The organism is Nocardia sp. NPDC050717, assembly GCF_040654275.1.
In the GTDB taxonomy this organism is placed as follows: domain Bacteria; phylum Actinomycetota; class Actinomycetes; order Mycobacteriales; family Mycobacteriaceae; genus Nocardia.
This window is the reverse complement of record NZ_JBFAHR010000003.1, coordinates 380,270-395,767: the sequence shown is the minus strand read 5'-3', so window position 1 is coordinate 395,767 and position 15,498 is coordinate 380,270. Positions and strand designations below refer to the sequence as shown.

General features: G+C 67.3%; 10 protein-coding genes. 3 read left to right on the top strand and 7 right to left on the bottom strand.

Features of this window, described 5'->3' with window-relative positions:
- Positions 1-4: 4 nt before the first annotated feature.
- The gene (locus AB0H56_RS10185; protein ID WP_357160032.1) at positions 5-451 is read right to left on the bottom strand and encodes a PIN domain-containing protein; all 447 of its coding nucleotides are present in this window, start codon (positions 449-451) and stop codon (positions 5-7) included.
- On the bottom strand, positions 448-681 hold the full coding sequence (locus tag AB0H56_RS10180; protein ID WP_357160029.1) for a CopG family transcriptional regulator: 234 nt from the start codon (positions 679-681) through the stop codon (positions 448-450). The genes AB0H56_RS10185 and AB0H56_RS10180 overlap by 4 nt, the downstream gene beginning before the upstream one ends.
- Before the next feature lie 693 nt (positions 682-1,374).
- On the opposite strand from AB0H56_RS10180, the gene AB0H56_RS10175 reads away from it, so the two are divergent.
- Together AB0H56_RS10175 and AB0H56_RS10170 are read left to right on the top strand one after the other, a co-directional pair.
- Positions 1,375-2,583 (top strand): alpha/beta fold hydrolase, encoded by a 1,209-nt coding sequence (locus tag AB0H56_RS10175; protein WP_357160026.1) that lies wholly within the window; start codon positions 1,375-1,377, stop codon positions 2,581-2,583.
- Positions 2,584-2,806: 223 nt separating this feature from the next.
- Entirely contained in the window at positions 2,807-2,929 is a 123-nt protein-coding gene (locus AB0H56_RS10170; protein WP_357160023.1) for a DUF4172 domain-containing protein, read from the top strand.
- Positions 2,930-3,560: 631 nt separating this feature from the next.
- Here the strand turns inward: AB0H56_RS10170 and AB0H56_RS10165 are convergent.
- The 5 genes from AB0H56_RS10165 to AB0H56_RS10145 all read right to left on the bottom strand — a co-directional run bounded on the left by AB0H56_RS10165 (position 3,561) and on the right by AB0H56_RS10145 (position 13,426).
- Complete coding sequence (locus AB0H56_RS10165; protein WP_357160020.1) at positions 3,561-10,151, bottom strand: toxin glutamine deamidase domain-containing protein; 6,591 nt, start codon at positions 10,149-10,151, stop codon at positions 3,561-3,563.
- Positions 10,152-10,472: a hypothetical protein gene (locus tag AB0H56_RS10160; protein ID WP_357160018.1), complete on the bottom strand. Its 321-nt coding sequence runs from the start codon at positions 10,470-10,472 to the stop codon at positions 10,152-10,154.
- On the bottom strand, positions 10,469-10,975 hold the full coding sequence (locus AB0H56_RS10155; protein ID WP_357160015.1) for a YbaB/EbfC family DNA-binding protein: 507 nt from the start codon (positions 10,973-10,975) through the stop codon (positions 10,469-10,471). Before AB0H56_RS10155 ends, AB0H56_RS10160 begins: the two co-directional genes overlap by 4 nt.
- Positions 10,976-11,062: 87 nt before the next feature.
- On the bottom strand, positions 11,063-12,412 hold the full coding sequence (locus AB0H56_RS10150; protein ID WP_357160012.1) for a SagB family peptide dehydrogenase: 1,350 nt from the start codon (positions 12,410-12,412) through the stop codon (positions 11,063-11,065).
- A 39-nt stretch (positions 12,413-12,451) separates the two neighbouring features.
- The gene (locus AB0H56_RS10145) at positions 12,452-13,426 is read right to left on the bottom strand and encodes an ABC transporter substrate-binding protein (RefSeq protein ID WP_357160009.1); all 975 of its coding nucleotides are present in this window, start codon (positions 13,424-13,426) and stop codon (positions 12,452-12,454) included.
- A gap of 187 nt (positions 13,427-13,613) precedes the next feature.
- Between AB0H56_RS10145 and AB0H56_RS10140 the strand changes: the two genes are divergently transcribed.
- On the top strand, positions 13,614-15,461 hold the full coding sequence (locus AB0H56_RS10140; protein WP_357160006.1) for an ABC transporter ATP-binding protein/permease: 1,848 nt from the start codon (positions 13,614-13,616) through the stop codon (positions 15,459-15,461).
- The last annotated feature ends 37 nt before the right edge of the window (positions 15,462-15,498 follow it).

The window sequence follows — 15,498 nt, the reverse complement described above, 5'->3', positions numbered from 1 at the left end:
CTGATCACAGATCTGCTGGGAGAACCCGGAACGCGCGGTGCGCCGTCAACGGTGTCAGCGTGCGGAAGTCGCGATGGTCGAGGGTCAGCACCGCATCGGTCTCGTACTCCGCAGCCAAGGCGACACATACCGCGTCGGCGAGGTCGAGATTCAGCGCTGGATACAGCGTGCGCACCGCATTCGCCTGGTCGAGAATGTCGGCGGTGATCACGGCGATCTCGAAGGCGCCGAGGCGGACTTGCGCGGTGAGGTCCTCGATCATCGACTGAGCCCGGCCGCGGCCGAGTTCCCGCTTACCCACATGATCGAGCTCCGCGAAGGCCAACGGTGACAGCACGACAAGCCCCGCGCGCTCGAGAGCGGCGAAGGCCGCGTCACTCTCGGGCGCGGAGGTGTCGAAGGCGGCGAGCAGACCGGACGTATCAGCGATGACGATCCCGGTTCCGGTCACGCAACGCCGTCTTCGGCGAGAATCTCCTCGGTTCGGGCGGCGAGCGTGGGATCACCGCTGGCGAAGCGCCGCAGTCGCAGCGGCTCGGATCGTCGCCGCAAACGCATCGCGGCCAGATGGATCGCCTCACGGATGATCTCCGCTTCGCTCGCGTCCGAGCGCGCGGCGGCATCCTTGATCACCGCCAAGTCATCGGCTTCGGCGTAGACCATCGTCCGCTTGAGTGGCATATGTGCATGCTAGCATATATGCCACTTGGTCTGCCTGGATCGAGGTCGGGGAGAGAGTCCTGTGCGCAGGGTCGTCGGGGTGGCCGTGTTGTGCTCGGTGCTCGCCTCGTGCGGGTTCGTGCCGAACGGTCGGGCCGAGCTGGACTGTTCGGCGGGGACCTTGGATGTGCGTCCACGCGGGCGCGCGCTCGGCAATTTCGTGGCGCTGCAAAAAGAGGTGCGCGCGGTGCTGGAGAGGGGCGAATCCCCCATCACGATGCGGGAGATCGGCAGGCGCACGGGTTGGTCGGCCGAGTGGGATCGCATGATCTCGGTTCCTGTCGCGCGGTCGCGCGGTCGACTGGGCGGAATGGTTCGATCCCCAGCCGCTGTTCAGGTACGGGGCACAGGGCTACATCGCGCCCGATACGACGCTCGTCATCGTCAACGGCTACCTCGAACCGGGCTGACCACGCGCCCGGATCAGTGCACCTTCACAGTGAATTCGGCAATCGGATATTGCCGGTAACTGTTCACTGAATTCCGGTCGATGATTCGATCACCGGTATTTCTGTGCCCGGCCATGGGCCCTGGTCAGGACCTTGGTGAGGTCTACAAGACTGCGCGGCAAGAGAATTCGCCGACGAATTTGCCGACTTATCGTCGGTGCGGCTCACGGGTCGATTCGTGACCGCAGGCGAAAGGCAGAATTGTATGACCATATCCCGTGGTCGCACACGATCGGTGTGTGCGGCGATACTCACGGGCGTCAGCGCACTCGCTGTCGCCCTCACCGGGGCGGGGGCGGCGGCGGACCCGCAGGCCGCGCCCACCGAACAGGCACTCGCCGACATCATCCGCGGGGGCCGCCAGGTCGCCTGGGGCACGGACGGCGGACTCGGCGGCACCGGCTCGGCGTGCACCTCGGGCAGTGGCGCGGGCTCGGGCAACGGCTCGGGCGACTGCTACGGCGGCTCCGGCTCCAGCTCCGGCTCCTCCGGCGGCTACTCGTCCGACCCGGGCGCGCCCGGCCCCGCCTCCACCTCGTTCCTCGCGGCATTCGGCTACGGCCTGCTCAACAACGACGCGGCGGCCCCGGGCACCAACGACTGGAACTGCAAGCCGACCGCCGAGCACCCCCGCCCGGTGGTGCTGCTGCACGGCACCTGGATGAACGCCTACAACGGCTACGCCTACATGGGCCAGCCGATCAAGGACGCCGGCTTCTGCACGTTCACCTTCAACTACGGCCGCTCCAACATGCTCGAGGGTGGCGGCCTCGGCTCGTTCATCCCCGGCGTGATGGGCACCGGCTACATCCAGGACTCCGCCAAGCAGACCGCGGCGTTCGTCGACCGCGTGCTCGCGGCCACCGGCGCCGAGGAAGTCGACATCATCGCCCACTCGCAGGGTGGTTCGATGGCCAACTGGTACACCAAGTACGAGGGCGGCGCGGCCAAGGTGAAGAACCTCATCACCTACGGCGCCACCCACCACGGCACCAGCCTCGACGGCATCGGCGCCCTCGGCCGCGCGATCAACAACCTGGGTATCGACATCCTGGGCCCGATCGAGATCTTCGTCGGCCACGCGGGCATCCAGCAGACCGTCGGCTCCGACTTCGTCAAGCAGCTCAACGCCAACGGTGACACCGTCCCCGGCGTCGACTACACCGTGGTCGGCACCCGCTACGACGAGGTCACCAACCCCTACGAGCTGACCTTCCTCGACCAGGGCCCCGGCGCCACCGTCAACAACATCACCCTCCAGGACGGCTGCGAACAAGACGTCTCCGACCACCTGACGATGATGTACTCCCCGCGCGCCCTCTCCATCGCCCTGCGCGCCCTCGACCCCATCCAAAACCCCAACCTCACCTGCACCTTCAACCCGTGGGTGATCGGCGGAGGTGGTTCGCTGTAATCCACCGGGCGGGACGGTCGAAACCCCCGCCCGATCCGAACGAGGGGTAGCCGAGGTTGGCCGGCTACCCCTCTTCGACTGCCTCGAGCTCGAGCATCCGGTTTCGTTGATCCGCGATACTCCTGCGCACGCTCCAGATGAGCTCGATGTAACTCATTTGCGTTGCGGTGCATCACCACCTATTCGACGCAAAATATGCGGAGAATAAGCGTAGAATCGCTGCGTGGCACACCGATCGCGTCCGCACATCTGGGAGGATCCCGCTTGGCCCGCCCTCCGGTACGACGCCGCGGCGTTGACCGGTGCGATCGGGGCGGTCGCGCACGCGACAGGTCGCATCCCCTGAAACTTCACCAGATGGTCTTCGGGTAGGCAGTATCGGCCACGGTCGAATCGAATCCAGGCGATCGATCACGCGCCCCATGAACTCACGCAACTCGTCCTCTGACTGGCGCATCGGGACCAGGGTCGGCAGCTCCGCGCCCCGACGGGACCTTCTGCGAGCGAGTCGAACGCCTCCCCCGGCGTCAGGGTCGCCAGCGTCTTTGGTCTTCTCCCGAACCCTGTCCGAGACTTGGATGGTCACGGCGCTCGCGCGCGGGCCGTCTACCCTCGGCGATCCGCCAGCATGCGCACTGCGAGTGCAATCGTGTCGGCATCGGGCAGCGAAGCATAATATTCGCGCGACTCGATATATGTCAGAAACTCGGCCTCAGGCGCTATTCCGTAATGCTCCAGATAGTAGCGGGTTGCGCCCGTCCAGATCCATTGCCCATCTGTCCTGAACGTGCGAGGTACCTTATTGCCGCGACTGGGATCGACCTGATCCCTTGATCGTCCGTTCGCGGCACGTATCAGCCCTCCTCCGCTTAGAAACGACAGGATTCTCTCTTTCTCTGCTGGATCGGAAACTCTCTTCCGCGACTCGTACCGTGGCCTCCCGTCGGTATCGATGCCATCGAATAGTCGAGATATTCTCACGATCCGCTCCCTCCTTGCTCGTTCTCGGGTTCGAAAAGAACCCAATCGCCATCCGGTGGATCTTTTGCGTCGACCTCGCCGGTATCCGGATCGGTGACTTCGGTCGCCACGACCACGACCCCGTCCTCGTCGGTCCAGGCGATCTCGTTCGGGGCCCACACCGGCACCCCCAACTCGTTGGCCAACTGTTGGGCAAAGGGGTCGGATCCTTGGCCGGTCTCGCAGGACAGTAGTCGGACAGAGCGGTTTTGCCACTGCGGATCCGCTCTGATGAGCGCCGCCAGGTCTCGCGGCGAGAGTTCATCGTCGCCGACGAACACGGCCTCGGGATCCCCGTGCATGTCGATGGTGTAGAAGTTCGGAAGGGCCTCGACCCATTGTGCGTATTCGCGCATTTCGGTGTCCGCCGCCTCGTAGTAAGACCTTCCGGCCGGCGTGCTTTCCCCTAGATCGAAGAAACTCTGCAGGTGCGGCGGAAGAGCGGTTGCGGCTGCAATGGGAAGCGGTTGGGTCGGTGTGTCGTCCGCAGGCGGAATTTCGGGTGGAGTCCCCACTGCGGTGGTGTCGTCCGGCGAGGGCATGTCGCCCGGAGGCAGGGAAGGATGCGTTCTGCCTCTCTGTGGACGAGCAGTACCACCAGCAGCGTCCCGGTTTCGGGCATCGGGATCCGCTAATCCTCGATCGTCCCGGCTGCCGGCCAGCTCTGGTCGCGACTGCTGAGCCACTTCGCCTTCGAGATCACCAGTGAGTCCATCGGGCCGCGCCGGTCGCGTTTCAGGGTCTGTTTGTCGAAGGTCAGGGGGTAAGACTGCGGGAGTTCCGCCGTGTTCTCCAGCGACGTCACGGTGACCTGGTATGTGACCGTGGTCGGGCTCTCGCTCGTACGGCGAAATGTCGCTCGGTGCCGTCGCGGGTAGATCTGGCGTCCTTGGATCGACTTGCTCTCGTCGATCGCCCGATCGTACTTCTCGCCGATCGTCATGGGGTGCAGGCTCCCGTGTACCGTCACCACCCCGGTCTGTTTGTTCACCACGTAGCTGGTCTGGCCCAAGGCCTGGCCCGCTGCGATCTCGTTCGGACTCAGATGTGGTCGGCACACCCACCCGTGCCGGAACTCCGTCAGTGTGAAGGTTTGTGTCGGAAAGGCTTCCGCCAGGTAGTCCCGCACTTGTTCCGTGGTGAGTAGCGGTGGGACCGGCATTGGCTGCTCCTTGGGGGCCGATGGGCATCGACCACAATTCGACCGATGCCCCGGTCAGATCGGCTGGTGGCGAGTCAGAGAAGGTGGACTGCTGAGGATCCCACCATACGGGCCCGGCCGCACCGTGCGGGAAGACGACGACGGTGGCGTGGGCACCCTCCACCTGGGGTGTTCCGTCGGCGTTGTACTGGAACTGCCCCGTGTTCTGGTCGAACGCATGCCAGCTGTTGATCACCAGTGCCGCGGAGCCGGGACCCATGTTCGCGATCTGGTCGTGTAGAGCCTGAAATTGTTCGGCGATCGGCAGACTCGCGTCGTACTGCCAAGCGCCGCCGAGCCATGCCGCCGCCCGGGCGGGCCCGTCGACCTCGCCGCTCCGAGTGTCGAGTGAACCGTCTGGCATCAGGTCGGGCCACCGCGGCGCGCCGACCTCTGGCCTGCCGAAGAATGAGGACAGTGCGGCCAGAGATCCGTCGAGGCAGTTGTTGCTGCGCCCGCGCTGGGACGGCCCACCGTCGTTGATCAACTCACCGTAGTCATTGGTACGCGGATCCGCGCCGACCACGAAACTGTTGCCATCGCGCAACGCGTCTTCGACGTCGTGCTGGTACTGGACCTGCTCGATGGCGTCGAGCAGATTCGCGCCCTCGACTCTGGTATCGGGTAACCCATCGAGGTGAGTGGGGGTGTTGGCGCGGGCGATGTTGTTGCTCAGTTCGCGGACATCGTTGTCGTCGAGTGCGTCTCCGGTATCGGCCAGCCCGAGCTGCTGCCTGATCTGTGCGGTGAGGACGTCGATCTCGGCGCCGAGGTCCACGTGGCCTGGCGTGGACGGATCGAGATCGAAAATGATGTCGGCGCCGCTGGGGTCGGTGACCGGGACCAGATCGACCATCATCCAGTCGCCGGACAGCAATTGAGTTCCGCTGTTGCAATGCAGGTCGACGGCGAGCTGCGCTCGCTCGAGCAGAGCGGCAACGGCTGCCGGATCGAGACCGGCTGCGCCGGCGACGGACACACCGATCCGTAGTACGGAGACCGGGGATCCCAGTGCCGCGGTGTACCGACCCCAGGTGAAACGTCGGCTGCCACTGTCATCGGTGACTGGCTGCACTCCGCCGTCCGGCTGCTGGTTGCGCAGACTTTCACGGGCTGCACGCGATTGGTGTGCGTTGTGTATCTGCTGCGGTGTTGGTGTAACCGCTGACGGTGTGGGTGACGGGGACGTGACATCGGTCGGATGTGCCGGGGTGCCGCCGTTGCTCGGATCACCGGAGATCGGAACGGCAGCATGGCCCACTTGCTTCGCCGCAGCATGGGTGGTGTGGCCGGGAGCTTCGCCCTCAGGGGAGGACGTGACCGAGCTGCCGGTTACTCCTCGAACGTCCCCTCCGCCGGCCAGATCCCCGTGTTCTTGCTCTGCGTCGATGCCCACGATGTCGCGACCGCCGAGATGCGGTCCGTCGGGCGATGCCGGATCGGATTCTTGGTGATCTCGACTTCCCGGATGATCGCCGGTTCGGTCGGTTTGTCCAGAAAGGTCAGGCGAATCCGGTAGATGATCGTGCTCGGGTCCTCGAAGATCCTGGTGAGTTCGATCCGGCGTTGTGCCGGATGGACCTGGTAGCCCTGGGGCGGCAGGCCGGCTTCCGTCGTCGTGTCGAACTCCTCCCCGATCACCGGCATCGCCATGCTCGAGTGCGCCGTGATCACTCCCGTATGTTTGTTGATCACGTAATTGCCCAGGCCCATTCCCCACTGGGCTTGCTCCTCCGGGGACAGCATCTGCTGGCACACCCAGCCGTGACGGCTCTCCAGGATGCTGAACTCCAGGTTCTGTCCGAACACTCGGGCCAGCAATTGTCTGGCCTGTTCCCGGGTGGGTACTGGTTCCGCCACTGACGGGTCCTCCGTTCGCGTCGATCGGGATACATTCCATGGACGCCGCGTTGTTCGTCAGCGACGGGGGTGGGGCATCGAACGTTTCCCCGGACTGCGGGTCCCACCAGACCGGCCCGGTGGCGCCCAGCGGGAAGACCACCACGGTGGCATGGCCACCACGAAACACCGGCGTGCCGTCCGCGTTGTAGAGCTTGTTGCCGTTCACATCCCTGGCATGCCACATGGTCCCGACCATCGCGGCGGAACCGGGTCCCAGACTCGCGATGTAATTGTGCAGGGCTTGGTACTGATCGGGCAGCGACATTCCGGAGTACGACCCCCAGTTGGCGCCCAGCCACGCGCTGGCGCGCTCGCGTCCGCCCCACTCGCCGGAAGTGTTGTCCCGCTGACCATTCGGCAACTGGTCCGGCCATCGCGGCGCGGAAACCCGTGGGATGCCGAAGAACGACGACAACGCGGAAATGGAGCAGTCCACGCAATTGTTACTTCTGCCGGGAACACTTCGACCGCCGTCGTTGACCGATTCACCGTACGGGTGCGTGCGTGGGTCCGCACTGCGGACGAAACTGTTGCCGGACCGGAGCGAATCCTCGACAGCGGTCTGGAAGCCGGGATCTTCGACGTCGTCGAGCCGCCGATGATCGACGACCCTGGTGTCCGCCGGATCGCCGAAGCGCGCGGGAGTGTTTGCGCGGGCTACGTCGTTGCTGATCTCGCGTAGATCATCCGGGCTCAGCTGACTGCCCGGCTGCGCGGGAAACAAGCCCATGTGCTCACGCAACGCGTTGGCGGTCGTGTTCGTCGGCTGGCTGGGGTCGAGGATCGTGTCCGCGGTTGTCGGATCAGTGGTGAATTCGACGTCGACCAAGAGGCGGTCCCCGCTGCCGAGCAGGCGGGAACCGTTGTTGAAGGTCGCGTCGACCGTCGCCTGGATGCGCTCCATCGCCTGGTTCAGCTCGGCCGGTGACATCAGGTGGGCGTTGGGAATATGGGCGCGGATGGTCGCGACGGCGACCCACTGATTGCCGCCCAGGTGAAAGCGCCGAATTCGGTAGGCGGGTGGACGTTGCAGGAATGGGCTTCGATTGGCGTCGACCACGGTGGTGCGGCCGTCTTGGGATGGCAGATTTCGGAGCGACTCGCGGAGGCTGCGGGCTTGGTTGTGGACAGCTGGATTCGAGGGCGGCGCCGGGTTGGTCGTGGTCGGCGCAGGGTTCGGCCCGAACGGGTTTGTGTTCGGGGTCGGGGGTGGTGTGGGAGTAGTCCCCATTTCGTGTGATGGCGCGCGAGTGGACGGTGCCTGCGGTGGAGTTTCGACCGGCGGCGCGTTCGTGGCGGGTGGAGCCGTGGTGGAAGAAGTCGCGGCTGGCGTGGGCGCGTTGCCGTTTCGGCCTCGAGCGGCAGCTACCGGTGGGGTGCTCGTCTGCGGTGTCGCGGTGGGAGTGGCGGCCGCTGGGGCGACATTGGTCGCGGGTGTCGCGGTTGCGGCGGCGGGATTGCCCGTGGGCTGTGTGGTGGACGGCGCGAGAGTGGTTGGAGCCGTGGCGGTGTCGGCGGCAGCCGGTCGCGTGCCGGTGTCGGTGGCGGCCTGTGCCGGTGTGGTGACGGCGGGGGTGAGAGTCGCCGGGCCCGAATTGGGTTGCGGGGATTGCGGAGTCGTCGTCGCGGGTGTGTCCGGCTGGGTCGGTGCGGACGTCTCGGTGGGGAGAGATGTCTGGGCGGGGAGATCCAGTGGGGGAGTGGCGGTCAGGGTGTCGGTGGGCCAGGGACTGCTCGGCGCCGCTGCCGCCGGTGGTGCATCCGTGGTGGGTTGATCGAGACCGTTGTCCGGGGTGGCCGGGTTTTCGGTCGAGGGTTTGGACGTGTCCGGCTGGTCGTTGTTCGGGGTGACAGGTGACGTATCGGTCTGCGGTGCCGTCTGGTTCGGCCCGCTGTCGTCGACAGACGATAGGTCGGTCGGCGAGGGGTTCTCGGGTGCTGTATCGGGGGTGGAGTCCGGCGCGGGCGCGGTATCGCCTGCGTCGAGCGGAGTCGAATTGTTGTGCGCTCCTTGGTCTCCGGCATCCGTGGCGGTGCCCGATCCCGGCTCGGCTGTCGTGTTCGGCGCGGGGTGGCCCGAGTCTCCCACGTCAGCCGCCGCCGGCGAGTCGGCCGATGCGGGCACTGTGGCGGCGGGATCCGGGTTCGACGCGGGTGCGGTCGGCGTACCAGGGTCGCTGGACTGCGCGGGTGCGGTGGCCGCAGGTTCACCGGTGGACTCAGGTGCGGTCGACGTCGCGGGGTCGGTGGTCGGTGTGGGTGCGGTGGCTGCCGGCTCCCCGGCTGCTGCCGGAGCGGTCGAGGCTGCCGGGTCGGTGGCTGACGCGGGTGCGGTGGCCACTGGTTCACCGGTCGATGCCGGAGCCGTTGACGCCGGGTCGCTGGTCGACGCGGGGGTTGTGTCCCCAGCCGATGCCGGAGCGGTGGAGTCGCCGCCCGCGGGTGCTGCGGCGGCAGGCGCGGCGGCTCCGGGAACCTCGGTGCCGAGTTCAGGCACGGTGGGCGCCTGCTCGGGCGACGATCCGCCGGACTCGATCGCGGACTGCACCCCACCCGCGCCGGCGCTGGTGAACGTCTCCAGCCCGATATCGAGCTGGAACTCCCGGCCGAGGAACGCGGCACCGACTCCGGCGGCGGCGACCTGCGCGGACACGTCGGCGCCGAGTTCGGTGACGGCGCCGCCGACGACCTTGCCCGCGACTTTGCCGACGGTAGAGCCCGCGGTGTCGGCCAATGCTCCTGTGCCGCCGCCCAAGACGCCGCCCACGGCCCCGCCGACGGCACCGCCGAAGGTGGCGAGGCCGAGGTCGGTCCAGCCGAACTTGTCGGTGGTCCGGTCGCCGTTGGACACCTGGATCATGCGGGCGGACAGGTCGACGCCGCCCTCTTCGAGTGCCTCGAAAGCGGCGCCGCGCAACGCGAGCCGGGCGGCGGCTTTGGCCGCGCCGCGGGAGAGCATGCGGGCGATGAGCTGTTTGATCGCGATCCGGATCGCTATCTGCCCGGCGACCCGGGCGGCGACTCCGGCCACGGCTCCGACGCCGGTCCACGACGTCGCGAGCGCGACGGCCAGCTCGGCCGCGGTCACGATCATCGTGCCGATGATCACCAGCTTGGTGTGCTCGATGTCGTTGGCGCCGTCATCGAGCAGTTCGGCTTGTTTCTCGCACCAGGTGCGAACGGCGGTGACGGTGGCCTGGTCCCCGGCGAGGAACTTGTCGCGGAAAGTCGCGATGGCGGTATGGGTCTCGCCTTCGGAGATCGCGGTCAGGGCGGCGTTCAACGCCACGGCCGCGTCATCGTCGACGGTGTTCAGCGTGTTCGCCATCGCCGTCCAGCCGTCGGCGACGCGGCGCATGGCGGTTTCGTCGCCGTCGGGCCAGTCGCCGGCGCCGAGCAGATACTGCGCGACCCATTGCAGCTCGCCGGGGATCTCGATGCCCATTTACAGGGCGCCCTCGACCTGCGCGATCTGTCCGGCGTGGCCGGTGTCCTGGGCTTGTAGCGCGTTGGCGACCGTCACCATGTTCTCGCCGAACTGGGTCATGGTCGTGGCCAGTCCGGTGACGGCCTTCTGTCCGGGTTCCACACCGGGGGTGTAGTTCTTGGCGAAGGCGGCGCCGATCTCGTCCCCGCCCCAGCATTCGCCCTCGGCCGCGATCACCGCGGCCAGCTGCTGGGCCGCGGTGGTGATGGTTGACGCGACCGCGGCGAACGCGGGCTGGGTGTTGCGCAATCCGTCGGGATCGACCTCGACCGTGGTCACCGCAGGTAGCTCCGGTTGCGGAAGTAATCGCCTTCTTCGTCGTCGGAATCCTCGACGAGACCGCGCGGCGCCTCGGCCACCGGTTCCGGGGTCGGCGGAGGCGGCGGCGCCACTCGGGCGATCAGGTCCTTCATGCTCGGCACACCGGGGATCAGGTCAGGGAGATCGGGCAGATCAGCGGTGAGCGGGGCGAGGGCCTCCTGCTGGGCGAGGGCGGCCCGCGTGGCCAGTTCGGTGAGCGCCGCGGTGACAGATCGCCCGAGGGAATCGGGCGTGGACCGTTTGAACGCGTCCGGCTCGATATGCACCTCGGAAACACCGGCGACAGTGCCCGACACGCGAACCAGACCATCGGCCGACCACACCGTCACGAGCTCGGTGGCCCGCGCTCGCGCCTCGAGCAGGGCCGACTTCTCGGCGTTGAACGACTCGAGCATGCCGTCGATCTGCGCCCGCAACGCGTCGTTGGCCGCTCGCGTCGGCGCCGACCAGTCGTCGGTCATGAGTCCTCGATCCGATAGGAAGCACGTCAAAGGTATTGGACGCGCGAAACCCATCGACGGTTGCATCGATGTGACAGGTGTCACCGCTCAGGCGGGGCGGGACCCCACGATGATGCTGCCGACGTTGCATTCCTCCAGCTCGTCGACGCCGGTCGCGGCGGCGAAGGCGGAGGTGTCGCTGAAGCCCTGGGCGACGACGCCGAGGCGCATGGCGGTCGCGGCCAGGTAGACGGTCTGCATGAACACGCCGACGTGCTTGAGGATGTTGGCGTAGGCGACCTGCTCGTAGCTCCACATGACCCGGCCCGCGCGGGCCGAGACCAGCAGCACCACTTGCGGTTCCGCGCCACCGGCCAGCGTCGCCGAGGTGGACTTCAGCAGCTTCAGGACCGCGGGGGAGTCGGCAGGGGCGACCGGGCGTAGGGCGTGCTCGGTCGAATCGTAGTGGTACATGCCGTTTTCCAGCCCGGGCACACCGCGGAGCACCGGGTAGACCTCGAGCTCGTAGGCCCCGCCGCCGGACGGGTACGGGCGCGAGCCGTCCTCGCGGGTGCGGGCGCTGCGGAACAGCAACTCGCCCAGCTGGTCCGCGGTGATCGGGGCCGCGTCGTCGAAGGCGCGGGTCGAGACGCGATCCTCGAGCGCGGCGGTGAGCGTCGGATCGGCGGCGCGCAGCTCGGCCAGCTCGGGGCGGGCCAGCGCGATCGGGTCGGCGGCGAACGGCGCGCGGCGGGCGGGCAATTCGGGGAAGCGGCCGTCGGCCCAGCGGGTCGGGCCGAAGTCGTCCCAGGTCACCGTGCGGGCGCCGAGGGTGCTGCGGCGATGGAACCACAGGTCGGCGGGGTTCCATGAGCGGGTGGTGAACTCGTGCTCCTCCTCGTCACCGTCGACCAGGAATCCGCACCACTGCAGATCGGACATGAACTGCGACTTCACCGCCGCGGGCACCGGCGAATCGGCGGCCATCGGGCCGTCGAGCAGCGCGAGCAGCCGCGGATCGTGGACGCGCAGATCGCACCACGCCCGCGGATGCTCGAGCACGAAACCCTGGGAATCGCGGTGCAGCACCGCGAACTTCGACAGCGTCGCCGACCAGGACGGCAGCGGCACCTCGGGACGCGGCGCCGGCTCGGCGAAGGGCCGGATGCTGTAGAGGTCGCGACCGCCGTCGCGCACGGTCACCGCCAGCCAACCGCCGTCGGTGAGTTTGCGCATGAGGCCGGTGATGTCGTCACCGGCCGCCGCGGTCGTCATCTCCGCGGCGGTCGCCGGGCCCTGGTTGAGGGTCTTGAGCGCCTGCAGCGCGCCCGCGCCCAGCCCCGTCAGCTTCACGTTGTGCGGCGGGTTCAGCAGCACCGCGCCCGCGGGCGTGGTCAGGCAGGTGACCCCGGTGCGCAATGCGAATCGGGTCTGGGCGGGGTACGCGGAGGCGAGCACAGCGAGTTCCTTGCGGGTCGAACGTGGTTGGGGACGAGTCTATTTCGCCGCCGCGGCGAACGCGGGCGCCAGCTTGTCGAGGATGTAGGGCACCGACAGCGCCGAGGGCTGGTTGATCGCGCTGATCTCCTGGGTGGTCAGGAACACCGCCGAGCCCTTGCGCACCGACGGCAGGTCGCTGTAGCCGGGCAGCTGCCGGTACTTCTCGTCCAGCCCGGGCGAGTACCCGGCCAGCAGCAGGTCGGCGGTCAGTTCGTCGACGCGCTCCGGCGACAGCGCCAGGCGGCCCTGGTTGGCGGGCAGCGCGGTCAGGTTCGCCGGAATGGTCATGCCCAGCTGGCCGAAGACCTTGGCCGAACCGTCGTTGGGGTCGGTCAGCACCATCAGCTGCGACGGGCTGGCCAGCCAGGTGCTGGCGAAGGTCTTGCCCTTCAGGCCGGGGTTGGCGGCGGTGATCTCGGCGATCTTGTCGTCGACCTTCGTGATCACCGCGCTCGCGTCGGACTCCTTGCGGAGCACCTTGCCGAGCGCGGTCACCTGGTCCTGCCACGGCGTGACGGCGTCCTTGGTCAGCGCGGGCAGGGTCGGCGCGATCTTGGACAGATCGTCGTAGGTCTTCTGATCGGCGATGAACGGATCGGCAAGGATCAGGTCCGGCTCCAGCGCGGCGACCTGTTCGGCGACGCTGCCTGTGGTGTTGAGCGCGGTGGCCGACTTCAGGCTCTCCGGCTGCCACGGCGGGGTGCTCTTGGACACCGCCGACACATTGTCGATATAGCCGACCGGCACGACGCCGAGCGCCAGCGACGAATCCAGCCACTGGTTGCCCAGCGCCACCACCTTCTTCGGCGTGCCGTTGACCGTGGTCTCGCCGCGGGCGTGGGTGATGGTCACCGGCTCACCCGAGCCGGCGGTGTCGTCGGTGGAACCGCAGGCGGCGACGCCGAAGGCGAGCGCACCGGCGAGCGCGGCCACCGCCACGCGCCGCCAGCCGCGCGAAGTCCGAGCAATCATCGTTGCGTCCCTTTCCTGCCTCGGGGGAGTGTCCCCCGATTCGGCCCGAAGGCTCATCCAGCATAAGTCAGCCAAGGCTAACCTACGTCCGTTTGCCCATGGCAATCGATCGTGCGCGTCCGGGCGAACGGGCTCGGATCGGGTTAGACTGCGCCGAATTTCGGTCGTAGCGGGATGGGAAGAACGCGTGGAGACGTCTAGGGACTGGAGCGTCGAGTGGTTCGAGAGCGCGAAGTGGCTCGGAATCGCCTTCCTCATCACCGCGGTGGCCTTCGTGGTCATCGCCGCGCTGTTGCTGCGGTTCACCCGGTGGGGTCGCCAGTTCTGGGCTGTCAGCGGTAACTACTACCGCGGGCCCGGCGCGTGGAAGACCTGGCTGTTCGTCGCGGGCCTGCTGCTGATGGCGCTGCTGAGTGTCCGGTTGAGCGTCTTGCTCAGCTACTGGGGCAACGACATGTTCGCCTCGTTCCAGCTCGCCGCGTCCGCGTTGCAGTCCGACGACGCCGAGAAACTGTCGCAGGCCAAGACCGGATTCTGGGATTCGGCGAAGCTGTTCACTCTGCTCATCGTCATCTGGACGATCAAAGAGCTGGTGTACCTCTACGCCAAGCTGGCCTACGACATCCGGTGGCGGGTCTGGTTGACCGAACACATCACCACCGACTGGATGGACGGGGTCGCCTTCTACCGTTCCCGGTTCATCGACAACACGATCGACAACCCCGATCAGCGAATCCAGGCCGACACCATCACGTTCACCGAGCAATCCCGCGCGCTGGCGCTCGGCGCGGTGACGGCCGTCGTCTCCGTCGTGTCGTTCACCAAGGTGCTGTGGGACCTTTCGGGGCCGCTGACCATTCTCGGTGTCACCATCCCGCGAGCGGCCCTGGTCATCGTGATGAGCTACGTCCTGATCTCGACCGTGATCGCCTTCTGGATCGGCCGGCCGCTGATCCGGATCAACTTCCTGCGCGAGCGCACGAACGCCAACTTCCGCTACGCGCTGGTTCGGGTGCGTGACGCGGCCGAGAGCGTCGCGTTCTATCGCGGTGAGGACGTGGAGCGCGTCGGTCTCCTCCGCCGATTCGCCGAGGTGATCCGGGTCCAGTGGGCCTACGTCTACCGGATGCTGAAGTTCGTCGGCTGGAACTTCGTCGTCACCCAATCCGCCTATCTCTTCCCCTACCTCATCCAGGCGCCGCGCTTCTTCAGCGGCGCGATCACGCTGGGCGGTATGAACCAGACGGCCACGGCGTTCCGCGAGATCCAGGACTCCTTGTCGTTCTTCCGCGAGTCCTACGACGACTTCGCCGAGTACCGGGCCTCCCTGATCCGTCTCGACGGGCTGATGGTCGCCAGTGGCGAATCGCGTCAGCTGCCCAAGCTCGCCGCCGTCGACCTGGACGACGCGGTGCGCCTCGACAAGGTCGGCGTGTGCAAGCCCGACGGCGAAGTGCTCATCGACGACCTCAGCCTGCGACTCGTCCCCACCGACGCGTTGGTCGTCAAGGGTGTCTCGGGGAGCGGCAAGACGACGCTGCTGCGCGCGCTCGCGGAGATGTGGCCCTACAGCGACGGCGAGTTCGGCCGACCGGCGGGCATCGAGACGCTGTTCCTGTCCCAGCTGCCCTACCTGCCGCTCGGTGACCTGCGCACCGCGGTCGAGTACCCGGTCGGATCGAACGGGATCACCGACGAGCAGCTGCGCGAGGTGCTCAACAAGGTGCACCTCGGGCACCTCGTCGACCGGCTCGACGAAGAGGCCGACTGGGCGAAGATCCTGTCCCCGGGTGAGCAGCAGCGCCTGGCGTTCGCCCGCATTCTGCTCACCCGCCCCAAGGTGGTGTTCCTCGACGAGGCGACCTCCGCCGTCGACGAGGGCCTGGAGTACTCGCTCTACAACCTGATCCGTACCGAGGTTCCGGACACCATCGTGGTGTCCGTGGCGCACCGCAGCACGGTCGACCAGCACCACACCCAGGTGCTCACCCTCGCGGGGGACGGCTCGTGGGAGCTCGCGCCCGTGGCGAGCTGACACCGACCCCCCGATTTGGGTCGACCTGGGGGTTCAC

Bases quoted from the DNA above. Each gene is read 5' to 3' on its own strand.
- AB0H56_RS10180 (WP_357160029.1), bottom strand. From the start codon at position 681: ATGCCACTCAAGCGGACGATGGTCTACGCCGAAGCCGATGACTTGGCG.
- AB0H56_RS10175 (WP_357160026.1), top strand. From the start codon at position 1,375: ATGACCATATCCCGTGGTCGCACACGATCGGTGTGTGCGGCGATACTC.
- AB0H56_RS10165 (WP_357160020.1), bottom strand. From the start codon at position 10,151: ATGGGCATCGAGATCCCCGGCGAGCTGCAATGGGTCGCGCAGTATCTG.
- AB0H56_RS10155 (WP_357160015.1), bottom strand. From the start codon at position 10,975: ATGACCGACGACTGGTCGGCGCCGACGCGAGCGGCCAACGACGCGTTG.
- AB0H56_RS10145 (WP_357160009.1), bottom strand. From the start codon at position 13,426: ATGATTGCTCGGACTTCGCGCGGCTGGCGGCGCGTGGCGGTGGCCGCG.